A 23,028-nucleotide genomic window follows, 5' to 3' on the forward strand; every position below is an offset into this window, starting at 1 on the left:
GAGAAAAAAATGAACAAACAAGAAAGAATTGAAGCTTGCAAGAAACTGGTTGAAGGAAAGGGGTTGTGGGACGTAGACAATCCGGACGTGAGGGCGTTCTATAAGAGAGCGGAAGCAGAGGGGGTGGAACTCGTCAGCAACAACGTTCCTCAATTAGGCCTTTTCAGATCGCCGTACAGCCGGGATCTGGACGGTGTTGACATCGCTCTGGTGGGATTGCCCATGGATCTTGGCGTACCCAACCCAAGACCGGGCACAAGAAACGCCCCCAAAGCCGTAAGATTCTGGGGCCTTGATCGAAATCTGGTCAACTACTACAATAACTTATGCCCATACGATATGTGCAGCATCGTAGACTATGGCGATGTGGAATTTGTTAAGGATCCATACAATCTAAGAGCAAACCTGGAAGAAATTGCTGACTTATACGGGGATTTCAAGGATAAAGGAATTGTGCCTTTGACCATTGGCGGCGAACATACTTGTACATACGCGATCTTAAAAGGACTTGGCAAGGACGAGCCTTTGGCTGTCGTACATATGGATGCTCACGGAGACACAAGTATTGACTTTCAGGGCGCGGCAGTAAGCGATGCGTCCTTATTCCAGAACGCTGCCTGCGGCGGATATATCGCGCCGGAAAAGATGGTTCAGGTCGGCCAGAGAGGCAGAGGAATTATCCGCTGCGACTTCTCAACAAACAGCGGCATGAGAAGAATTATGGTCGATGAAGCCCAGGAAAAGGGAATTCCCTACGTGGTAAGTGAAATCAAGCGGATTATCGGCGATTACCCATGCTATCTGACAATCGATACCGACTGCATTGATTGCGGCGAGATGCCGGGAACAACGCTTCCTGAACCGTTCGGCCTGTTTGGAAGGGAAGTTCGGGATGTCATCAGAGGAATGTACGGCATGAATATTGTCGGCGCTGACCTAATGGAACTCAGCCCGGACTACGACGTAACCGGACAGTCAGCTTGCCTGGCCGCAGGGCTTGCTTTTGAAATGATGTGCCTGCTGGCGGAAAGCAAGGCGCGTAAGAATGGCGAAAAGCACCAGACACACTGGAAATAAACGATAAAACCGGTGTATCAGGAAGATGGAGCGGATGTATGAGGCCAGACCGCTTAATGGTAGAACAAATATAGAGGTACCGAGAGAGAAAAGCCGTAAAGCCTGTTTATCAAAGGGATTTGCGGCTTTTTTTGTGATTTCTCCGTTGCCGCGCTTCATGCGGCCGCGCCATATCTGAGTTTACACATTTTGAGAATTGGCAGCACTTTGGGAACACTATAATTTACGCTAATAGGCATCGTAGATGCGGTATAATTCCTCTAAGCCAATTTTTCTTCCTAAGATTGAGCATATTTCATATTCTCGCATCGAAAAAAGTTTACGAACCAACTTCCTGACATCCTCTTTTGCCCCATAGTGAATTTGGTTGTGGCAATTACTACAAAGTGAAAAAATATTTTGTTCTCTATCCAGATTGACTCCAAAAAAATCTGTCAGCGCCATTGGGATTAAATGATGCGGCTCCATGTATAGAGTTACACCATCTCTACGTAGAAACGATTCATGTGCGGGCGCTGCTTCGCATACATTGCCAGCTCTATAGAGCGCCCTTTGGGCTACAGCGGGCGAACGCAAATAGATATGCCCGTTTGCAGATTTGCTTGAAGCAGTCCCTTTTGATTGGGGCTCATTTACCAGCATAGCGGATTTTTTCTCATCTTTCAGGTTTATCTGGCAAAGCTGAGTTATTAGGACTTGGTCTTCCTTCAATTCAGTAACGGATTGGCTTTTAATTAGTTTTTGAAAGAATGCGGCAGTATAACAAGTTTCGGTTTCGGCGGTTTGATACATTGCTTTCTCAATCAGATGTGTTAAAATCGCTTTCCCCTTATCTGTGACTTCCCATCTGCCTTGCCCGTTGCTTTTCATATAACCGTATTCAACTAAATGCTGCCGTTCAAATGAAAAGTCATTTCTCCACGCCATTTCATTACGAGTCCGCCGGAGAATATCGTTTTGATCATTTTTATACCAGTATCCGCAATCGTTAATATGTTGTAAGATTACACTTCTCTGATCGCCTCCCTTACATTCAGTAAGGGAGTAAAGAAGCACCAACCACTTTTGTTCTTTCTGATTCATCTATCATAGACCTCTTCTTTCTGTGAGCAGAGCACGGGATAAGTAATTACCTGTTCTATTAGCAGATGCATAAACTGATTCAGGAGTTTCACCAATTCGCTATCGCAACAATCTTTAAGAAACTGAAAGATGGCAAATAGCGTATCTCCGATTTTCTTTTGCATAGTTGTATCCGGATAATAAACACGGATTTTTGAAAGTCTTTCTACATTCATATTTGCGCGTGTAGTATAAACAGGAGATACTTTTTCTACCTCTTGACGATAGATGGCACTATGAAAGTAAGCATTCATGTAGAAAGGATTCATATATTCTGTTTCAATCAAGCGAAGGCGTTTTACATAATTACCGTATACCGCATTTTGATCTGTTGCTGCAATACAGCAGCATGCTAGCTCCTCAACCGTCTCGCTAGTTCTATTTAACAAGATATCGCCTGCTTTGATGCAATATTTTTGAACTTCTACTTCCGTAGCATCAACATAAGAGGGCAGCCTATCAGGAAGAAAAGCATGTTTGATTACTGTTTTGACACCTACCATTGGAATACCGTGACCAAATGCAGCTTTGTCTTTTGCTAGACCTCCAAAAATTTGAAAAAGTTCAGGCAACAGAGCGTTTCCCCAATGATTTGGTGTTTGCACGTGGCTCCATTGTTGTATGAAACCGGATAGAGGATGGTTACCAAGTCGGTGATTCAATTTATTGATTAATTCTGTAAAATACAGCCGGTTTTTCTTGATCGGCTTCAAAGAAATTGCCGGAGTCTGCGTATAAAAATTTGGACTCAAAACAAAGCCCTTTTGCTCAATGTCTTTCAAAGTGGCGACAGCATACCAATTAGTCTTCTCTATCAGTGTTCCGCTGCGATGCTGCTGAACCAGCTCTGCCAGTTTGTGAATCTCTTTCATGCAGCCACTTTTTTCAGTTGTCAATTTCAATTGCCTGGCATCTATAAATAACGTAGTAGAGCCAGATTCTCGTGATTTGTCTAAAAGCCAAATGCAGCATGGAATTTTTGTACCATAAAAAAGCTTAGGCGGCAGAGCAATAATCGATCCTACTAATCCGTCACGTATAATACATTGCCGGATGCTTCGTTCCTCCCGAGTTTGAGTGGTCAAAGTCCCATTGGATAATATCACCGCTGCGCGTCCTTGTTCCGATAGGTGGCTAATAATATGCTGAAGCCATGCATAATTTGCGTTGGAGCGAGGCGGGGGTCCATATTGCCATCGTATGTCATATTGGGGGGACATACTACCGCACCAATGACCAAGATTAAAAGGCGGATTTGCCAGAATATAATCAAACGATTGGCCGATGTGAATATCATTTAATAGCGTATTGGCGGGTCTATCCCCTAAATCGACAGAAATATCGTGAAAGAAAAAAGTTGCATGGCACATTCGGTAGGCGGTCTGATTTGTTGCTTGTCCATAGAAATGATACTTGCTCGTTTGCGGCATCTGTTGGCTAATTTGGCATAGCATAGTGCCGTTGTCGCAGCAGGGATCATAAACATTACCATCTTTATTGAAATCCAATAAGCCTAGGATTAGATGAGCCATGTAGGAGGGTGTATGAAAACGATTGGATTCTACAGGAGCGTTCCATGCTTGTTTGCTCAAACAAATTTCATGAATTTCCGGCAGTGAGATGTCAGCTATTGAAATGGCTGACAGAAAGTCGATCATTCTATGTACAGCAGCCTCATCTGACTTGGAAAATTTTATGGATTCCTCCAAACTATACAATAGTGGGCCTGATGGCAGTATCGAACGCAATGCGTACAGCATCGCTGCGATGCACATTCCATCAGGAGCATGAGCCACATTATACCAAGGCGTTCTTCTAGAGTTTTCTTCAGATTGATTTTTATGCAAATAATCTTCAAGGTCCATTTGCGTAAAAGTTGGAATATAGTTGGGGGATGCCTGTCGAATTATTAATAAACCAGTCAAAATATCATTATTATTTATGTGAGAAGCAAGTTGTGTTATTTTTCGTATTATCGTGTTATTCTTTTTCATAATACTTCCCCATCTAATCGTGACGCAAATACTCTTCTAATAGACTTTAGCGTAGTCTACTTACAGGGCAAGTAAATTCAAATTCTGCCGAGCCAATCCTGTGTCTGGAATACCCATCCCCTACTTATACAATTGCTTACTGCTACAAATATTATATATGATCGTGGTATTTTTACAATACCAATTTCACCAAAAACAACCTGTCTTCATTATGGTAAACCAACATACGCTGTCCTGGTCTGGACGCAAGCAGTCCCCCCCCCGCTTTCCTGCATGGCATGGATGCCCCTGCCCTGACACATGCTCAGTCCTGGCCTATATCACAGGCTTGGACTTGGAAAAATAGGATTGCAGGGCCTGGGCGATATAAGAGGAAGCACCGGGCCCATATTTTGTATCAACGATCTCTTTCGCCGTCTCACTGGAATAGCTTTCGATTACCATGTCCCAATACCCTTCACCAAGATCGGGGACCGGCGCTTTCTCTTGCGTAAAGACGACGAGTTCATGGACGACCTTTTGAACACGGTCACAAGAAGCGGGCTCTGCCAGATCAGATGTTAATTTTTCGAACAGGGAATTCTGCTTGTTAAAAAATTCAGCTCGATCTTCCTCTGTCAGCGTTTGCTGCTGCTCCATGATTTCTGCGAAATGCTCCATGTTGTATTTCATCGCTGCCGTATATTTCTCAACGCTGCCGAACTGCTTGATCGCCAAGCGGGCTGCGTCGGATTCATTCATCTTTAGCTGTTGCAACAGTTCATCGAATGCCTCCATACTTCCCCAATGTTTGATCACCGCATCTTCGTTACTGTCTTTAAAACTTTCCAGCGCGTCAATATATTCCGATAAATCAAATTCCTTAAAACTCATACAGGTCTCTCCTTTCTCCAGCCTGCCGAGAAGCTCAATCAGCCGGTCAATCCGATTTCGCTTCAGCAGGAGCATTTGCTTTTGCTTGCCATAGGCGATCCGTTTATCAAATTCCGGCTTTTCTAAAATTTTCCTGATTTCTTGGAGCTTAAATCCCAACTCCTTGAAAAACAAAATCTGCTGCAGCCTTTCCAACGCTTCGCTGCTGTATAGACGATACCCGGAAGGCGTTAATTTGCTCGGCTTCAGCAAACCAATTTCATCATAGTATTGCAGCGTTCGTGTACTGATACCCGTCAGCGCTGCTATTTGCCCGATGGTTTTCATATTTATCAACCCCTTTCGTAAAATTCGTGCCTTACTAGAAAAAAGAATATACTATTACGTAACGTGAGAGTCAATCCTTTTTTCGGCTGCCTTAGGACGCGGCAGATAAGTTTAATCAAAAAGAACTGTTTCGATTTCGAAACGAACAGCGTTCCGATTGTTCCGTATACGGATCAGTTGGAATGGGGACAGGGATACCCGTCATTGTATAAAGGCAGGAGCAGTATTTTATTTTTCAACGATTGTGCCGTGATAAAGGATCGGCCTTGGATTCGGCGGCAGAATGGCACAAGATTTGCGCTTTTAAATTGATACAACCATTTATCGGTTAATTGGAGGATTCGGAGGAGGATTTTATGGAAATCAATTATGAAGCGTATATGAAAGGACTTGTGGAAAGGGCGAAAAAAGCCCAGAACATACTAAACGGCTACTCCCAAGAGCAGGTGGATGAGCTTGTGACAGCCATCGCATTTTATGGCACCCGCCCTGATTTCATGCGGGCGGTGGCCGAGCAGACCGTTGCAGAAACGGGAATGGGCGATGTGGAGGACAAAATCGCAAAAATTTGGAATAAGACCATCGGCCATTACCGGGAGATGAAGGATGAAAAATCAGTGGGCCTCATTGAATACGACGAGAAAAGAAACATTGCCAAATATGCCAAGCCCATGGGCGTGATCGGCGCCTTGGCGCCGGTGACAAACGCAGAAAACACAGCCGTAGTAAAGCCGATGAATGCTATTAAAGGGCGCAACGCCATGATCCTGGCGCCCCATCCAAGAGCTGCCAAGGTCAATTTGTTTGTCGTCAATTACCTGCGGAAGGTATTGAAAAAATTCCAAGCACCGGAAGACTTAATTATTGCAGTTGAGCCCGAATATGTCAGCATTGATTGTTCCGGCGAACTGATGAAACAATGCGACTTCGTGCTGGCCACCGGCGGCGCAGGCATGGTCAAGGCGGCGTATGAGTCAGGAACACCGGCCATTGGAGTAGGAACTGGAAACGATGCGGTATATGTGGACGGTACAACGGACCTGGGGAAAGTGGCCCAAATGGTACGGACCTCCAAATGCTTTGACAATGCTACCAGCTGTTCCACAGAAAACGTTCTTTTGGTTCAGAAAGAATGTTATGATGCCTTTGTAAATGCCTTGCAGGAACACGGCGGTTTTCTGGTTAGGGAAGCTTCGGAAGAAAAGGCCAAGCTCCAGGCAGCCCTGTGGCCCAAATGGCCGGAGAATCATGCGCTCAACAGGCATATCATTGCTCAGCCCATTTCCGTTATCGCGGAGCTGGCGGAGCTGGAAATCAACCAGAACACCCAGTTCCTGTTTGTCGAAGAAAACGGTGGCATCGGCCATGACTACCCGTTTACCGGAGAGAAGCTCTCAAGAGTTACCACGCTGATTAAGACAGACAGCTTTGAAGAAGCAATGGATAAAATGGAAGCGATCATGGACTACATGGGCAAGGGCCATGGCTGCGGTATCCACACCAGTGACGATAATAAGGTGGAAAAAATGGCGCTGAGAATGCCGGTGGCCAGAATGATGGTAAATCAACCCCAAGGTGTTGGAAACAGCGGATCGTGGGAAAATGGAATGCCGATGACGATGACCCTGGGCTGTGGAACTTGGGGAAACAACAGTGTATCCCATAATGTAAACTGGAAAGATTTAATTAATATCACCCACGTATCCAGAACGCTGCCCCTCAATGTTCCGAAAGAAGAAGACTTGTTTACAGCAGAATTTATTGCGGAGAATTCCAAACCGCTATAAAAGAAGATCAGCTGCCGCACGAACCATCAATTTATTTGTTAGAGCGGCAGCTTTTGCTTATCAGCCAAACTGCTCTTACAGGCAGCTATTACATAAAAATACTCAGCAGGGGTTATTTACTACACAATCTTGTTTGATATAATGAATGAATGATTAAAATGCGAACAGAAACAGGAGAAGATATCGAGGTATTCTATGGTCACGTTTAAGGATAAGCTGTACACATTCGAAGAAATTGAAGAAAAGGTAAAGAGCGGAAATATTGAGGAAGACAAAGATTTCATTGTCGAAGCGCTCCGGTCCTGCTTCTTTACGGAAGACGGCATGACTGTGGTGGATGAGAAAGGCATCACGATCATGGTTAATGGAGCCCACAGAAAAATTATGGGCATCGACGGAAAAGATATTGTTGGAAAAAATACCAAGGATTTGGTCACGGAAGGCATCTTCCAAAAATCTGCCTCAGCTACGGTATTCGAATCCAAACAACAGGAAACCATAACCCAGAACCTTTCCAACGGCAAAATCATTTTGGTTACGGCCACACCCATCTTTGACGAAGAAGGCAACATTAAACGAATCATCAACAACCTGCGGGATGTCCCCATTTTAAATGCTCTTTATGAAGAACAACTAAAACAAGAAACGCTGATCGATACCTATAGAAGCGAGCTGTCAAAACATAATAACATTGCGCATAAAGGACTGATTGCAGAAAGCGCGGAAATGAGACGCGTTCTGGAAATCGCTGAGCGTGCAGCCATGAACGACAGCATTGTATTGATTTTAGGAGAGTCCGGCGTGGGCAAAGGCGTGATCGCCAGGCTGATCCACGATATGAGCAAGCGAAGCAGCAAGCATATGGTATCCATAAACTGCGGAGCTATTCCCGAATCTCTTTTGGAATCGGAGCTGTTTGGATATGTTCCCGGCGCTTTCACCGGCGCCAGCAGAGAAGGGAAAATGGGACTCTTTGAAGCTGCCGACGACGGCGTAGTATTTCTTGATGAGATCGGAGAACTGCCCCTTAACTTACAACCCAAGCTCTTATCCTTTCTGGAGACCGGAGAAATCATGCGAGTAGGCAGCACTAGAGTAAAAAAAGTGAATTGCCGTATCATCGCCGCCACAAATCGAGAACTAAAAGATATGGTGGATCGCAATCAATTCCGAGAGGACCTGTACTACCGGCTGAGCGTAATCCCCATTAAAATTCCGCCTCTCAGGGAGAGACGAGAAGACATCATTCCCCTGACAATCACATTTTTAAAGGAGATTAACGAAAAGAATGGAATGAACAAGACCATCAGTCAGGAAGTCCTTGAAGTCCTGAAAAAAGCCGAATGGAAGGGAAACGTCCGGGAACTGAGAAACGCCATTGAACGCTATGTTGTCCTCAGCCTAAACCAGGAAATTACCTTAGCGGATCTGCCTAAGGAAGACGCTTTCGGCCAAACAAAAGGAAGCGTTTCAACGAAAAAACTGCCGGTCTGCCTGCCCGAGCTTGTTGCGGAGATGGAAGATGAATATATAGCCTTAGCAATGAAAAAGGGCGGCAGCATCAGGAAAGCAGCTAAGCTGCTGAACGTGTCACCGACGACCCTTTTTCGGAAAATCAATCGAGAGTAGACCGTTACGGAAACGAAACGAGTATTGTTTCGTCAGTTACAAAAACGGAACGAAAAGAAGATGCCTAGCTCTTTGCCGTTGGCGTCTTTTTTTCTTTGATCGTAAAAAACCTTCAAATTAAGCGGAAGACACAGGTCTTAATTATTTTTTTAAAAATACAGAAAATTGGCATAAAAGATGCTCTATATAAAGGTGTAATACCAAACGCAGCATACGCGTTCATGGATGCGGCGCTGCTTAAAGCTATATAACAACGGCCATTGTTATGAAACAGTTTTTACTAAGAAACGTTATTCCTGAAATGAACAAAGGCGAAATCTTTGAAACTCGCCGCAAGGAGTAAATATGGAAAACAAGTATACACAAATGGAATTTTCAAAGGGACTCTTTGAATTAAATGAAGAAACCCTGAAGGAACTGTCTGATTCAAAATATATGAATGCAGATCTGGTTCCCACATCCGCATCGGAACGAACATGGAACACCTATAATATTGGAATGCTTTGGGTTGGTATGGTCATTTGCATCACTGGATTCTCATACGCAGCTGCTTTGATCGCATTGGGAATGGGACCAATCCCCGCACTGATAAACGTCCTCATTGGAAATTTGATCGTACTCATCCCAATGCAGCTTAATTCCCATGCAGGGACACGATACGGTATACCATTCCCGGTATTTGCAAGAATTTCTTTCGGACGGATGGGCTCTCATCTGCCATCCTTGATGAGGGCCATCGTAGCTGCCGGATGGTGTGCAGTCCAGTGCTGGGTAGGCGGCGCAGCCTTCTCTTCCATCATCTCTGTTTTCAGCAGCAGCTGGGATACAGAAGGTATGGGAAGATTTATCGGCTTCGGCATTTTCCTAGTCTTAACTTTAATTTTGGGGCTGAAAGGTTCTGAAGGCATCAAACGGCTGGAAAGCCTGGGCAGCCCGATTTTGATCATTCTCTGTATTGGGCTGATCTGCTGGATCGTTTCACTGGGAAACGATTGCGGTTTATCCGTAGGAGACATGTTCCTGGCAGGCAATGAACCGGCAACCCTGGAAGCCAACGGAGGTTTCCTGTACGTGTTCCTCGCCGGCATTACTAGCAATATCGCAGTTTGGGCGACCTTAGCTTTAAATATACCGGATTTCTCCAGATATGCAAAATCGCAGAAAGCCCAGTTCAGAGGTCAGCTTTATGCAATGCCCACTTCCGTTATCGTACTTGCTACCATCGGCGCGATGTTCGCCAAGGTTACGGAAGTTGCTTACGGAGAAGCCCAATTCGACCCCACCGCAGTATTGCTCCATCTGAACAATAAATTCGTTGTACTCGTCGTATCCTTGGGCGTCATTATCGGTACCCTGACAACCAATATGGCAGCCAATGTGGTGGCTCCCGCCAACGGATTTGCCAATCTGGCGCCGAAGAAAATCAGCTACAGAGTGGGAATTATCATCACCTGCATTTTATGCATTGTCTATCGGCCTTGGTGGATGTACGGCGATGCCGGAGCCTTTATGTTTACATGGCTGGGTACGTGCGGAACTATTCTGGGACCGGTAGCGGCCATTCTGGTAGCCGATTACTTTGTGGTCAAGAAAAAGAGGATCAATGTAAAGGCTTTGTATGATGAAAAAGATGACACCTACACGTACAACAAGGGCTGGAATATCAGGGCTATTGCAGCGTGGGTTCTCGGCTTTATCGTTCCCCTTCTTGGAAAATTCGGCATCGGAGGTACTTTTACCAAATGGCTCGATGCCAATAGCTACATAGTCGGATTTATTCTTGCGTTTGTTCTGTACATTCTCTTTATGAAGAGTGAAAAGAAATCTTATGTTTCAGAGGAAACCTTCGTAGAGATTACAGAAAAGAAATACGCACAACAATAGGAGGATATCTAAAAAATGTATGACGAAAAAATATATAGCATGATTAATGAAATAGCCAAAGACTTGAAAGATGACTGCATCAAATTTATCCAAAGGCTGATAAAGACCCCATCTATCAGCGGTGATGAACAGAAGCTGGCGGATATCATCGTGGCAGAAATGGAAGCGTTGGGGTATGATGATGTCAGCAGAGACAAATATGGGAATGTCATCGGTATTATCAAAGGCGATGAAGAGGGTCCGACCATTATGTATAATTCCCACATGGATCATGTTGCCCCAGGAGATGTGGCTAATTGGGAGGGTTATGATCCTTACGGCGGCAAAATTGATATCTGTGAATGTGATAATGCGGACAGAACTGCCAAGGAAATGGTGGAATGCATCCATGGAAGAGGAGCTTCCGATGTGAAGAGCGGCCACGGATTCCAGATCTACGCCGGGGCCATTTTGCTCAAGCTGCGCCAGCAGGGTGTGAAGCTGAGAGGCGACTTTATGTACACCGGCGTGGTACACGAGGAGTCGGGTCAAAACGGAGGCACCAGGCGTATGCTGGCAGAGACCTTTCCTGAAAGGGGCCTTGACTTTGATGCCATGGTTTCCTCGGAAGCAACCAGCTTGAGCTTGTACCTGGGACACCGGGGAAGAATCGAATATTTGATTACCGTCTATGGAAGAACCAGCCATGGGAGCTGCCCCCAGAACGGAATCAACGCTATATATAAGGCAATTCCAGTAATCGAAAAGATTAAAAACGAAGTCATCCCCAACTTGCCCAAGGACCCGGACGGCGAAGTGGAGCCTGCATCCATTTCCCTGAACATCATCGAATGCTCCCCAGGCGCCCTCTCCATTGTGCCCGATCAGTGTTACCTCTCCTTTGATCGCAGAACGATGATCGGAGAGACCGAAGACAGTGCGATGAAGATTCTGCAGAAAGTGCTGGATGACATCGCGGCGGAAGATCCACAGTTTAAAGCTGATATTCAAGTCAAACCCTGCATTGATACCTGCTATACAGGAGAAGTGATGAATGGATACAAGTTTACGGAAGCCTGGAAAATCAAAAAGGATCATCCCTTCACCAAAGCCTGCGCAAAGGCGCTTGCGCAGATCGGACAGCCGGTCAAGTACGGGTATTGGTCCTTTGCTACCGATGCGGCGGTCACGGCAGGTCACTACCGTAAGCCGACGATCGGCTATTCGGGGATGCAGGAACAATTTGCCCACACCCCCTTTGACAAATGCAGGACCGATTTTATCGAAAAGGCGCTGGCTGGCAACGCAGCGATTTTCTTAACCGCCGGCAAGATGGAAAAGGAAGCGTTCACAGCACTGGATTTTTAAATGAGATAGGAGGCAGAATCATTGAGTAAAGTTGTTAAAAAAGAGTATTTGGAAGAGGCAGCAGCAGGATACAATCTCCGCACTGCCAGAGAAGAAGCAAGAAGATGTTTGGTATGCTACGACGCGCCGTGCAGCCAGGCCTGCCCTGCGGAAACCGATCCCGCCAAGTTTATTCGTTCCCTGCGCTTCAACAATGTAAAGGGGGCAGCTGAGACCATTAGAAAAAACAATCCATTCGGCGGAAGCTGCGCAAAGGTATGCCCTTATGACCAGCTGTGTCAGGAAGCCTGCAGCCGGTGCGGCATTGATAAACCAATCGAAATCGGAAGGCTCCAGAGCTTTCTGGTGGAGCAGGAAAAAGCCTTTGATATGAAAAATGTTGAAGCTCCGGCTGAAAAGAAAGCCGGCAAGGTGGCCTGCATTGGTGCCGGTCCCGCATCGCTGACAGCAGCATCCCAGCTGGCACGCCAGGGGTATGAGGTTACCGTTTATGATGCAGAAGAAAAGGCAGGAGGAATGCTGACCTACGGCATTGTACCAGCCAGGCTGCCTCAGGAGACGGTGGATTACGATATCAAACTCATTGAAGAACTGGGCGTTGAATTTATACTGGGAAAGAAAGTGGAATCAGCAGAAGATTTGAAGGCAGAAGGCTATGACGCAGTCTTTGTTGGCGCGGGGTTATGGGGCCCCAAGACCGTAGATGTTCCCGGCGCTGACGCCAAGGGGGTATATGATGCGCTGGATTATTTGAAGAAGGCCAGAGAAACCGGAGGAGCCTGCGATCTGGGGAACAAGGTCATTGTCATCGGAGGCGGCGACGTGGCTATGGACTGCGCCGCAACCGCAAAATTGGCTGGAGCAGACAAGGTGATGATCTACTATCGCAGAACCATTGAAGAGGCGCCGGCTGAAATGGCGGAGATCAACTACGTCCAGTCAATGGGTGTGACCATAACCACAGAATTTGCCCCGGAGGAAATCCTTGCCGAGGATGGAAAGGTCAGCTTCGTCCGCTTTAAAGGCCGCGACGGAGAGTCGGAAGCAAAGGTAAAAGCCGATAGGGTTGTATTTGCCATCGGCCAGACGGCAGAACCCATTTCCGGGACTGACCAGGAAGGTATTTTTATGGGAGGAGATTTCGCCAATGGCGGAAAGACGGTAGTAGAAGCGGTTAAAGACGGTAAGGAAGCCGCGGCAGCCATCATTGATTATCTGGAACAGAAAGCAGGTGTAAAAGAATGTCAGTAAAAAAAGACTTATCAATCGAATTTGCCGGAATTAAATGCAAGAACCCTTATTTTCTTTCATCATCACCAGTAGGAAATAATTACGATATGATCTCCAAATGCTTTGAAGCAGGATGGGGCGGCGTATTTTACAAGACAATCGACCTGTGGAATGAAAACGAGATTTCGCCCATCTTCGGTAGTTACGGCAATGCGGGAGAGCCCTGGACCGGTTTTAAAAACTGCGAACACGCTTCCCAGAATACATTGGAAGAAAATCTGGAGCACATGAGGCGGCTGAAAAGGGATTATCCGGATCATGTGATCTTTGCCTCCTTTATGGGGCAGACCGAAGACGACTGGAAACTGCTGTGCAGCTACGCAGAACAGGCTGATGCGGACGGAATCGAAATTAATCTTTCCTGTCCCCATATGGGCCGGGAAAATATGGGTTCGGACGTGGGCACCAATCCAAATCTGGTGGAATCCTTTACAAGAGCGTCGGTTAGCGGAACAAAGCTTCCGGTCATTGCTAAGATGACACCTAACGTCACCAATATGATTCCATCGGCCCTGGCAGCGATGAAGGGCGGTGCAGCAGGCATTTCCGCTATCAACACAGTAAAATCGGTGATTGATCTGGACCGGGATCTCTTTACGACTCAGCCGGTTATCAATGGAAAGTCGGCCATATCTGGCCTTTCGGGAGCAGCAGTAAAACCAATCGCCCTGCGCTTTATGACGGAAATGGGTAATTGTCCTGAATTGGAGGGGGTACCCATGTCGGGAGTGGGCGGAATCTACACCTGGACCGATGCGCTGGACTACTTGCTGGTAGGAGCAAGAAATGTTCAGGTAACAACTGCAGTCATGGAGTACGGCTATCGGATCGTAGAAGATATGATTTCCGGCATGCAGCATTACATGGACGAAAAGGGATTCAACAGTCTGGACGAATTGGTTGGAAAAGCCCTGCCCAACATTGTATCGCCGTCTGAGCTTACAAGGACTTACCAAATCCGGCCAAGCTTTGATGAAGAAAAATGCGTTGGCTGCGGCAGATGCTATGTATCCTGCTATGACGGCGGTCATCAGGCGATTAAATGGAATGACGAAAAGAGAAGGCCGGAGCTGGATACGGATCATTGTGTAGGATGTCATCTTTGTCAGAAGGTCTGCCCGGTATCCGACTGTATCCTGCCGGGAGAGCTGGTCTGGAGAGAGGGCTGCAGCCCGGAAAATCTGATGCTGAAAGAAATCTTTGAGTAGGAATATGAGGAACGATTATGGATTTATTAATCAAAAATGGTACCATCGTTACAGCGAGTGAGACCTATCAGGCCAACGTAGCGGTCAGCGGCGGAAAGATCGCAGCCATTGGAACGAACTTTGAAGAACATGATTTTCACGATATCGTCGATGCCCGGGGTAAATTCGTCCTCCCCGGGGCCATCGACGGCCATACCCACCTGGCGTTGCCTTTTGGAGGAACCATTTCCTCCGACGACTACTATGCGGGAACCCGATCCGCTGCCTGCGGCGGAACGACGACGGTCTTTGATTTTGTACAGCAAAACCCGGGCGAACGCATGCTGGATGCGGTGAAGCGCAGAGACGCTTTGGCTGCGCCGGACGCAGCGGTGGATTATTCCTTCCACATTGGGGTGGGAGATGTATCCACGGATGAACTGCTGGACTCCATGGAGGAAGCAGTGGAATACGGGATCCCTTCCTTTAAAGTATACATGGTCTACGACTTTGGCGTGGATGACGGTTCTTTTTATAAAGTGCTGCAAAAAGCCAAGAAAATCGGAGCCCTGGTGGGGGTTCATGCTGAAAACAAGGATGTAAACGACCTTCTTGTAAAACAGTACCTGGCAGAGGGAAAGGTTTCGGCCTGGTGGCATTATATGTCCAAGAACGAGCTGGTGGAGGGAGAGGCGGACGTGCGCGCCATCAATCTGGCGAAAATGGCAGAGGCTCCTCTTTACATCGTTCATCTGGCCGACAAGATGGGTATGGAAGCGGTAACGGAGGCAAGAAAGCAGGGCTATCCCATTTTTGCCGAAACCTGTCCCCAATATCTCCACTTTACCAATGAGGTCTATAAACGGGATCGGGGAAGAAATTTTGTCTGTTCGCCGCCAATGAAAAATCAGGAATCCCAGGATGCCATCTGGCATGGAATCGCCAATGGAAATATTACCACCATTGCCACCGATCACTGTCCATTTAAACAGGCAGAAAAAGACTGGGGGATTACGAAAAAAGACGGTACGTCCGGCGACTTTACGACCATACCCAATGGCTGTGCCGGTGTTGAAAATATGTATCCGTATGTGCTGGCCCAGGCGGGGGCGGGAAGAATCACCTTCAATAAGGCCGTCCAATTATGCGCGGCAAACCCGGCCAAGCTCTTTGGTCTCAGCCATCGGAAGGGCTCTGTGCGTGTAGGGCTGGATGCGGATTTGGTGCTGTACGATCCGCAAAAAGAATTTACCATTACCAATGAAGCTATGCATGGCGATACGGATCATACCATTTGGGAAGGCGTTAAGCTGAAGGGATACCCCATCGCTACCTATAGCAGGGGCAGATTGGTATTTAAAGACGGCGAATTTTTGGGCAGGCGGGGAGCTGGAGAACTAATTAAATGCAAGAAACTCAGCTTCCATGGACCAGAGCTGTAGGTGCAGGGAGTATAAAGGAGAATGGAATGACAGACATCTATGGAAACTACCGAGAAAAGCGAGATGCATTAAAAATCAAAAACAATCCAAGACGGGTGGAAAAGATGCACAAGGCTGGGAAACTGACCGCAGAGGAACGGATTGAGGCGTTTTTTGATGATCATACCTATACGGAAATGAAGCCTTGGACAAAAAACCGCTGTGCTGATTTTGGTCTCAATGAGAAGAATTTGGGTAATGAAGGCGTCCTCTGCGGTTACGGCAATGTGGACGGCCGACCGGTTTTTGCCTACGCCAATGATGTGACTATCATGGGCGGTTCCATGGGTGAGGCCGGCAGGGATAAAATCATGAACTGTTTTGAAAAGGCCATAGAAGCCGGATATCCAATTCTAACCTTTAACGATGCGGCCGGAGCCAGGATACAGGAAGGCGTATCAGCCCTTCATGCCTATTGTTCCACTTTTGGCAAAACCAGTATCGCTTCCGGATGGATTCCGCAAATCTCTTTGATCCTGGGGACTTGTGCCGGCGGAACATCGTATTGCGCGGCTTTGACCGATTTTATCATTCAAGTAAACCCAATCGGAAAGATGTTTGTTACCGGTCCGGCGGTGATCGAGTCGGTAACAGGAGAAAAAACCACCTTTGAGGATATCGGCGGTGCCGGAGTCCACGGCAGAATAACGGGGCTGACACATTTTGTTGTCAATTCGGAGCAGGAAGGGTTTGCAGTAGCAAAGAGACTTCTATCCTTCCTGCCGTCAAACAGCAAGAAGATGCCGCCCCGATATGCAGAAAATGATCCCATCGACCGCAGAACGCCGGAAATCAGGAATATCATCCCCTTGGACCCGCAAAAATCCTTCGATATGAAGGCGGTGATCCGAAGCTTTGTCGATAACCAAGATTTTATGGAAGTTCAGGCGGAATTTGCACAAAATATGGTAATCGGATTTGCCCGTCTAGGGGGTGAAACCGTTGGAATCGTCGGCAATCAACCGAAGATGCTGGCCGGATGCATCGATGTGAATGCCTCCTGGAAAGCCGCTAGATTTGTGCGTTTCTGCGACTGCTACAACATTCCTCTCATTACGCTGGCGGACACGCCCGGCTATCTTCCGGGTGTCATGCAGGAGCATAACGGCATTCTTCGCAATGGTGCCAAGCTGCTCTTTGCATACTCGGAAGCCACTGTTCCGAAGATCACTGTGGTCGTGCGCAAGGATTACGGCGGGGCTTATTCCGCCATGTGCGGCAAAGGTATGGGCGCGGATTTTGTTTTGGCCCTTCCCACCGGCGAGCTGGCAATCATGGGCGCGGAAGGCGCTGCAAACATCGTTTTTAAGCACGAAATCGCAGAGGCAGAGGATCAGGCGGCCAAGAGAAAGAAGCTGACAGAAACATACAAAGAACTGTTTCTCAACCCGTACAAAGGGGCGGAATATGGGATTGTGGATGATGTGATCGATCCGGAAGATCTTAGGAGCAGAGTCATTAAAGATTTGCGGATTATTCGCAATAAAAAGTCCGTCATGCCCTATAAGAAACATTCTAATATACCACTTTAACAAGACCGTGTTGACATGCAGCCTCTTGTTTATACTCGCCGGATGTGTGTGCCCGGCGAGTATCTGTTTGTCAGCGCAGAAAGGATCAATGTTAGCATGAAGGTAAAACTCATTGCTTTGGACTTGGATGGGACCACGTTAAACTCCAAAAATCAGTTGACAGAAAGGACAAGGCAGGCCTTGATCTTGGCTGCAGAACAGGGCGTAGAAATCGTTCCGGTAACCGGAAGGTGTTTTAAGTCGCTGCCGCCGGAATTGCTGGCGCTGGATTGTATCCGGTATGCGGTTGTATCCAATGGTGCAGAGATTCGAAATGCTCAGAATGGTGAAATTCTGTATAATCACTATATAGACCCTTCTGGGGTCCAAGAAATCAGGCGGCTCCTGCACAAAAAGGAGTTGATGGTTGAAGTATATGTAAAAGGCAGTGCCTACATGGAACACGCTTTTTATGAAAAGGTTGAGCGCAGTCAAATTTCTTACAGAAATCGTGATTATGTTTTGGCTACCAGAGTTCCGGTGCGGGGTGTTTTACAGCTTTTGGATGTACATAGAACTCGAATCGAAAAGGTTGCCGTTTACTTTGAAGCCGGTTCGGCTGCCAGCAGGATAAAGGAAGAACTGGCAGAGGTACGCCATGCTTGTGTGACATCTTCCGGACACAATAATATGGAACTGATCGCGCAAAACTGCAGCAAAGCAAGGACTCTGGAAGTGCTGTGCAGGATGCTGGGAATAAGCCTGGCGGAGGTGATGGCCGCCGGGGACAGCCAGAATGATCTTGAGATGTTAGAAGCGGCAGGGGTTTCGGTCGCCATGGGCAATGGGGATGATAATGTGAAAGCATGTGCGGATTACATTGCCCTAACCAATGATTGCGATGGGCTGGCGGAAGCGATTTCGCTGTTTATTGAATAGAGAATGCAGCTGGCGCGGGGTTACTTGTGGAGCGGGACCGGAATCAGCGGCAGCATCCGCCTGCCAGCAGGGTATGAGGTAAAAAGAAAGGAAAAACAAAATGTCTCTAATAAAAGAAAAAAGCTTACAATATAATTTGCATTCATGGAGTGCACAAAAAGGGATTGATCCCAAAGTTATTACAAAAGCAGACGGTATTTACTTTTGGGATGAAGAGGGAAACCGGTATTATGATATGTCCTCCCAGCTGGTAAACTCGAATTTGGGCCACGGCAATAAAGCTATCGTCCAGGCAATCAAAGAGCAGGCTGAGAAAATTCCCTTTATCAGTCCGGCTTTTGCTGTTGATGTCCGGTCTGACGCTGCGGAGGCGGTTGTAAAATTGTCGGGTATGAAGAACGCGAAAGTTTTTTTTACCAATGCCGGGGCGGAATCCAATGAAAACGCGATCAAAATGGCAAAACAATATACGGGCCGGTGGAAAATTTTCTCCATGTATCGCTGCTACCACGGATCATCAGCAGGCGCAGGTATGCTTACCGGCGAACCGCGGCATTTCGCCAACGAACCCGGGCCTGCCGGATTCATCAAATACGATGGTCCCTATGCCTACCGAGCGCCCAAGCAGGTTGTATTTACGGATGAGGACGATGCTGCGGATTTTTACCTGGAGCTGCTGGAAAACCAGGTACTTTATGAAGGCCCGGAAAGGATCGCTGCCATATTCCTGGAAACCGTGGTAGGGTCAAACGGCGTTCTGATTCCGCCTCAAAAGTGGATGAAAGGGGTTCGTGATTTGTGTACAAAATACGGCATTGTCATGGTTTGTGATGAGGTTATGGCAGGCTGGTACCGCACAGGAAAAGCCTTTGCCTTCCAGCATTATGGTATTGAGCCGGATTTGGTGACGTTTGCAAAAGGGGTGACCTGCGGATACGTTCCCATCGGAGGCGTCCTGGTTTCTGAAAAAATTCAGAAGTATTTTAACGATCATCAAATGATGTGCGGACTTACCTATAACGCCCACCCAATGGGCTGCGCGGCGGCTGTGGCGGCGATTAAAGAATATGAGCGTTTGCACATAGAAGAAAATGTGGAAAAGCAAGGGAATGTGCTGCGGGGCATCTTGGATGAACTTTCGCAGAAGCATCCGTGTGTGGGAGAGATCAGGCAGATTGGCCTTTTTTCAGCCATGGAGATTGTGAAAGATGAAAAGGGAACGCCGGTGGTGTCCTTTAACTGCGATCCGGATGGAATGATGCCAAAGATCATCGGTATGTTGATGAAGGAAGGGTTTTTCACTTACTCCCATGAGAATATGATTGTGGTGGCGCCGCCGCTGATTATTGCAGAAGAAGAGCTGCGGGAGGCAATGGCGATTTTGGATCGGGTATTGGATTCGGTGGATGGGATGATTTGATTGTTGTAAAAAAAATTGTTCCATAGGCCCGCTTGGCATCTATGATTGCAGTAGGTTTGTAAGTTTTGCAAACCTACTGCAATTTTTCATTTCATCGCAAGCCGTGCTGAACAAGTTTCTCCTCGCTCATCCCAAGGCTGCGCCCCGTTTTCTTGACTGTATAAAAGAAATACAGTAAGATGGATTTAAAGGGAAAAGACTGCCAATTGACAACAAACCATTTTACGGGAGAACTTCATGCGAAAACGACAAGCGCGCACATTAAGAACCATTTATAAAAACAGCAAATTTTGGATATGGGAAATATTTTTATTTTTACTGGCTGTCATTATTTGCGCGATCGGTTTAATTTTGCTGAACTTTACAGCACATAAGTATATTGGTAAACTATTTGGCCTGACAAGCTATTATTTATTTTTAACTTTACCAGTTATGTTTGCTGCATATCTTTTAATTAAAATCTTTCAACTCATAAAAAAGGGATTCATTAATATGCATGATTACACTGGATATGATGAAGAATTTGTTTTCAAGTTTATAGATAAATATAAATTGGGCGATAACAAAAATATTCAATATTTGCTCTGCATTAAAAAGATTAATGAAATATATGCAAGCGATGTAATTTTGGGTTATATAGAGAAAAAAAGGATTAAAATTTTTTATGAAAGAAAACAATTTTTGAAAAAGCATAGCAAGCTATTTTATGATGCAAAGGATTTCATGCGCACTGTATTAATATCGTTCTCCAGTGTGTTTTTAAGCCAGGTGATCGTAACGGACAGCGAAACCATGGGTTTCGCTGCAGTTATTAGCTATTCTGCTCTCCTGCTGATAATTTTTGTTGCTTTAATCCTGCCTTATTTAGAAAAAGAGCTTTTTGGCGATCTGCTATATGAGATTGATGAATATGAGATGGAGAAAATCAATTTTTGTATACAACAGATTGAAACCAATACTTTAAAAGACAATGAATATAAGATTGAACAAATGGCTTTTGAAACAAAGTGTACACTATTTGAGGATGCTAAATCAAACAGGAGAAAGAAAGAGCAAAAAGAAATAAGCCAATGGGTGCTTGTTCCAAGTGAGGGTATGCTAGAAGAAAATTGTACAAGTATACATGCTATTGTAGATTGTGGGAAAATCCCCAGCTCCATTTATTTTGTAATCAGAAATGAAGGCTTCCGGGAGGCTTGTGCCAGCTTTGGACATATAAATCGTCAGCAACTAAAAGAATTTCTTATAAGCCGTGATTATAAACGTTGTTTTGAATATGTGGAAAAATATCTTGGAACAAATATATTTTTCCCTGATAATGAAGTCAATTGGAATGAAGAGGGCTAAACGCATAAGCATGAAAGGCTTAGAGCGATTCATTTATTATAACGCAATAAAATAAGCAAAGGAGTCAATATGATGTACTTGCCGCAATCAGCAAATGTAGAAGTTAAATATCTTTCGCGCCTATTTGATAACAAGAGCGAAAGCTATAAACTCTTTTGGTTTCAGGCGATTGTGAAGAAAGTGGTCCAAGGGAAGACAAGACTTACCTATGATGAGCTGATCAACAGCATGATTGCAGATACATGGTATATGGTTTCCGAGTATAAGCTGAACTTAGGCCCTGTGGACAATCTGGAAGCCATCGTTCACTACATATCTGGCATCAGCGGTCTGAAACCTTCTGAGAAAAAGGATAGGGTTATGCTATTTCTTGAAAATTGTGAGGATAAAGAATTTAGAAGCAGAAAACGCAGATTGACAGAGCAAGTCCCGTATCGCCTGCAAGCGCCTTTCCTAGATGACATCAAGGGGAACGATTGGAAAATTTCAAGGAAATTGCTTGCTCAAAGGATCAATCAAAAGAAGCGGCTGATGTACTATTTTGTGCAAATTTCCGGATTGGATAGTGAGATTGAAATACAGGACGAGTGGGTATCCTATATCCGGTATAATCAGGACATTATTATTGGCTGGATACAATATCATTTGATCCAATATCTGCAGCGGCGGAACCCCAGCGTTCCTGGAATTGTCAATAAGCTTGCACCGCCGCAGGAACGAAAACTGGAGAAAATTAAACGATATTGGAAATTAGTATCAAGGGTGAAACCTTTAAAAGATATTTACAGCAAAAAAGTCTTAGATAACAGCGATATTTCTATCGACCATTTCATTCCTTGGTCCTATGTCGCTCATGACGAGTTTTGGAATTTGAGTCCGACAACGCGAAGCATTAACAGCAGCAAGAGCAATCATCTCCCGGATTGGACGATCTATTTCCCCAGGCTATGTGAGATCGAATATCAGTCGTATCAGTTGATATGGCAAAACGAAAAGGTACATAAAGAATTTGAAGTTTGTCAGAGAGAGCATATCAATACCATAGAAGCGCAGCGGTTATACCAAGAAGGTCTGGAAATGCCGGAGTTTTGCAAAAGGCTTGAAGATATCGTTTCTCCGGTTTATCAGTCGGCGAGGAACCTTGGGTTTCGGAATTGGATTTTATAATGAAGGACAAAACGTTAGAATATTATGAGCAGCATGCGCTGGAATTCTGCGAAAATACCATAAATGCAGATATGTCCAATCAATACAAAATGTTTTTAGCATACATCCCTCAAGGAGGATTAATCCTTGACCTTGGCTGTGGAAGTGGCAGGGATACCAAGGCATTTCAAGAATTGGGCTATGATGTGGCGGCTATGGATGGCTCTCGGACACTGTGTGAACTGGCCGCTGCATATATCGGACAGGAAGTCCAATGTAAATGTTTCGATGAGATAGATGAAATAGGTCGATATGATGGGATTTGGGCATGCGCGTCGCTATTGCACATTAGAAAGCGGGATATGCCCGAAATGCTTACACGATTAGCAGCAGCATTAAAAGACCGCGGCGTTTTATATACGTCTTTTAAATATGGAAATCAAGAGCGTGTAGAACAAATGCGGTTTTATAATGACTACACGGAAAAAGAGCTTGACTTATTATTCTGCAGAGAAAACGGCTTGGAATGCGTGGAGTGGAATATATCAGAAGATGCAAGGTCTGACCATCAGGGTAAATGGATAAATGTTATTTCGCGTAAAGAGAATATATAAAAATGAGCTAGAGGTAAGAGATTTGCAATCTAGCTAACCATTGAAACTTCCCA

Annotated in this window: 17 protein-coding genes; 14 read left to right on the forward strand and 3 right to left on the reverse strand. The window is 45.8% G+C overall.

Translation table 11 applies throughout. From position 1 onward, the window contains the following. Nucleotides 1-9: 9 nt before the first annotated feature. Complete coding sequence (locus NIA71_RS14975) at nt 10-1,077, forward strand: arginase family protein (RefSeq protein ID WP_253020829.1); 1,068 nt, start codon at nt 10-12, stop codon at nt 1,075-1,077. Nucleotides 1,078-1,305: 228 nt separating this feature from the next. On the opposite strand, the gene NIA71_RS14980 is transcribed toward NIA71_RS14975, so the two are convergent. The 3 genes from NIA71_RS14980 to NIA71_RS14990 all read right to left on the reverse strand — a co-directional run bounded on the left by NIA71_RS14980 (nt 1,306) and on the right by NIA71_RS14990 (nt 5,393). After that, the gene (locus NIA71_RS14980) at nt 1,306-2,160 is read right to left on the reverse strand and encodes a hypothetical protein (RefSeq protein WP_253020830.1); all 855 of its coding nucleotides are present in this window, start codon (nt 2,158-2,160) and stop codon (nt 1,306-1,308) included. Next, nucleotides 2,157-4,193 (reverse strand): N-6 DNA methylase, encoded by a 2,037-nt coding sequence (locus tag NIA71_RS14985; protein ID WP_253020831.1) that lies wholly within the window; start codon nt 4,191-4,193, stop codon nt 2,157-2,159. Before NIA71_RS14985 ends, NIA71_RS14980 begins: the two co-directional genes overlap by 4 nt. Before the next feature lie 315 nt (nt 4,194-4,508). Next, nucleotides 4,509-5,393, reverse strand: a complete 885-nt coding sequence (locus tag NIA71_RS14990; protein ID WP_253020832.1) for a MerR family transcriptional regulator — start codon at nt 5,391-5,393, stop codon at nt 4,509-4,511. A gap of 356 nt (nt 5,394-5,749) precedes the next feature. Here NIA71_RS14990 and NIA71_RS14995 point away from each other — a divergent pair, with 356 nt between their 5' ends. From NIA71_RS14995 to NIA71_RS15055, 13 genes are all read left to right on the forward strand, one after another. Next, the gene (locus NIA71_RS14995; RefSeq protein ID WP_253020833.1) at nt 5,750-7,180 is read left to right on the forward strand and encodes an aldehyde dehydrogenase family protein; all 1,431 of its coding nucleotides are present in this window, start codon (nt 5,750-5,752) and stop codon (nt 7,178-7,180) included. A 195-nt stretch (nt 7,181-7,375) separates the two neighbouring features. Continuing rightward, a complete protein-coding gene (locus NIA71_RS15000) occupies nt 7,376-8,809 on the forward strand; it encodes a sigma-54 interaction domain-containing protein (RefSeq protein ID WP_253020834.1) in 1,434 nt (477 codons plus the stop codon). 345 nt (nt 8,810-9,154) lie between these two features. Beyond that, nucleotides 9,155-10,693 carry an NCS1 family nucleobase:cation symporter-1 gene (locus tag NIA71_RS15005; protein ID WP_148397980.1) on the forward strand — a complete coding sequence of 513 codons (1,539 nt, stop codon included), beginning with the start codon at nt 9,155-9,157 and terminating at the stop codon, nt 10,691-10,693. A gap of 15 nt (nt 10,694-10,708) precedes the next feature. Next, nucleotides 10,709-12,040 carry a M20/M25/M40 family metallo-hydrolase gene (locus tag NIA71_RS15010; RefSeq protein WP_253020835.1) on the forward strand — a complete coding sequence of 444 codons (1,332 nt, stop codon included), beginning with the start codon at nt 10,709-10,711 and terminating at the stop codon, nt 12,038-12,040. 21 nt (nt 12,041-12,061) lie between these two features. Next, nucleotides 12,062-13,291, forward strand: coding sequence for an FAD-dependent oxidoreductase (locus NIA71_RS15015; RefSeq protein WP_253020836.1), 1,230 nt, complete (start codon nt 12,062-12,064; stop codon nt 13,289-13,291). Then, a complete protein-coding gene (preA, locus tag NIA71_RS15020) occupies nt 13,282-14,538 on the forward strand; it encodes an NAD-dependent dihydropyrimidine dehydrogenase subunit PreA (protein ID WP_253020837.1) in 1,257 nt (418 codons plus the stop codon). The genes NIA71_RS15015 and preA overlap by 10 nt, the downstream gene beginning before the upstream one ends. A gap of 17 nt (nt 14,539-14,555) precedes the next feature. Beyond that, nucleotides 14,556-15,959 (forward strand): dihydropyrimidinase, encoded by a 1,404-nt coding sequence (gene hydA / locus NIA71_RS15025; protein WP_253020838.1) that lies wholly within the window; start codon nt 14,556-14,558, stop codon nt 15,957-15,959. Nucleotides 15,960-15,985: 26 nt separating this feature from the next. After that, a complete protein-coding gene (locus NIA71_RS15030) occupies nt 15,986-17,530 on the forward strand; it encodes an acyl-CoA carboxylase subunit beta (RefSeq protein ID WP_253020839.1) in 1,545 nt (514 codons plus the stop codon). Nucleotides 17,531-17,626: 96 nt separating this feature from the next. Continuing rightward, on the forward strand, nt 17,627-18,448 hold the full coding sequence (locus tag NIA71_RS15035; protein ID WP_253020840.1) for a Cof-type HAD-IIB family hydrolase: 822 nt from the start codon (nt 17,627-17,629) through the stop codon (nt 18,446-18,448). Nucleotides 18,449-18,548: 100 nt separating this feature from the next. After that, the gene (locus NIA71_RS15040) at nt 18,549-19,868 is read left to right on the forward strand and encodes an aminotransferase class III-fold pyridoxal phosphate-dependent enzyme (RefSeq protein WP_253020841.1); all 1,320 of its coding nucleotides are present in this window, start codon (nt 18,549-18,551) and stop codon (nt 19,866-19,868) included. Between the two features lie 237 nt (nt 19,869-20,105). Further along, nucleotides 20,106-21,215 carry a hypothetical protein gene (locus NIA71_RS15045; RefSeq protein WP_253020842.1) on the forward strand — a complete coding sequence of 370 codons (1,110 nt, stop codon included), beginning with the start codon at nt 20,106-20,108 and terminating at the stop codon, nt 21,213-21,215. Between the two features lie 69 nt (nt 21,216-21,284). Continuing rightward, nucleotides 21,285-22,382 carry an HNH endonuclease domain-containing protein gene (locus tag NIA71_RS15050; RefSeq protein ID WP_332108557.1) on the forward strand — a complete coding sequence of 366 codons (1,098 nt, stop codon included), beginning with the start codon at nt 21,285-21,287 and terminating at the stop codon, nt 22,380-22,382. Further along, complete coding sequence (locus tag NIA71_RS15055; RefSeq protein ID WP_253020843.1) at nt 22,382-22,975, forward strand: class I SAM-dependent methyltransferase; 594 nt, start codon at nt 22,382-22,384, stop codon at nt 22,973-22,975. Before NIA71_RS15050 ends, NIA71_RS15055 begins: the two co-directional genes overlap by 1 nt. Nucleotides 22,976-23,028: the final 53 nt, after the last annotated feature.

The organism is Ihubacter massiliensis, assembly GCF_024125305.1.
Taxonomy (GTDB): Bacteria; Bacillota; Clostridia; order Peptostreptococcales; family Anaerovoracaceae; genus Hominibacterium; species Hominibacterium faecale.

What these genes read in the sequence shown, in the direction of transcription:
- NIA71_RS15055 (WP_253020843.1), top strand. Translation starts at nt 22,382, where the DNA reads ATGAAGGACAAAACGTTAGAATATTATGAGCAGCATGCGCTGGAATTC.
- NIA71_RS15040 (WP_253020841.1), top strand. Translation starts at nt 18,549, where the DNA reads ATGTCTCTAATAAAAGAAAAAAGCTTACAATATAATTTGCATTCATGG.
- NIA71_RS14995 (WP_253020833.1), top strand. Translation starts at nt 5,750, where the DNA reads ATGGAAATCAATTATGAAGCGTATATGAAAGGACTTGTGGAAAGGGCG.
- NIA71_RS14985 (WP_253020831.1), bottom strand. Translation starts at nt 4,193, where the DNA reads ATGAAAAAGAATAACACGATAATACGAAAAATAACACAACTTGCTTCT.
- preA (WP_253020837.1), top strand. Translation starts at nt 13,282, where the DNA reads ATGTCAGTAAAAAAAGACTTATCAATCGAATTTGCCGGAATTAAATGC.
- NIA71_RS14975 (WP_253020829.1), top strand. Translation starts at nt 10, where the DNA reads ATGAACAAACAAGAAAGAATTGAAGCTTGCAAGAAACTGGTTGAAGGA.
- NIA71_RS15035 (WP_253020840.1), top strand. Translation starts at nt 17,627, where the DNA reads ATGAAGGTAAAACTCATTGCTTTGGACTTGGATGGGACCACGTTAAAC.
- NIA71_RS15030 (WP_253020839.1), top strand. Translation starts at nt 15,986, where the DNA reads ATGACAGACATCTATGGAAACTACCGAGAAAAGCGAGATGCATTAAAA.
- NIA71_RS15010 (WP_253020835.1), top strand. Translation starts at nt 10,709, where the DNA reads ATGTATGACGAAAAAATATATAGCATGATTAATGAAATAGCCAAAGAC.
- NIA71_RS15050 (WP_332108557.1), top strand. Translation starts at nt 21,285, where the DNA reads ATGATGTACTTGCCGCAATCAGCAAATGTAGAAGTTAAATATCTTTCG.
- NIA71_RS15045 (WP_253020842.1), top strand. Translation starts at nt 20,106, where the DNA reads ATGCGAAAACGACAAGCGCGCACATTAAGAACCATTTATAAAAACAGC.
- hydA (WP_253020838.1), top strand. Translation starts at nt 14,556, where the DNA reads ATGGATTTATTAATCAAAAATGGTACCATCGTTACAGCGAGTGAGACC.
- NIA71_RS14980 (WP_253020830.1), bottom strand. Translation starts at nt 2,160, where the DNA reads ATGAATCAGAAAGAACAAAAGTGGTTGGTGCTTCTTTACTCCCTTACT.
- NIA71_RS15000 (WP_253020834.1), top strand. Translation starts at nt 7,376, where the DNA reads ATGGTCACGTTTAAGGATAAGCTGTACACATTCGAAGAAATTGAAGAA.
- NIA71_RS14990 (WP_253020832.1), bottom strand. Translation starts at nt 5,393, where the DNA reads ATGAAAACCATCGGGCAAATAGCAGCGCTGACGGGTATCAGTACACGA.
- NIA71_RS15005 (WP_148397980.1), top strand. Translation starts at nt 9,155, where the DNA reads ATGGAAAACAAGTATACACAAATGGAATTTTCAAAGGGACTCTTTGAA.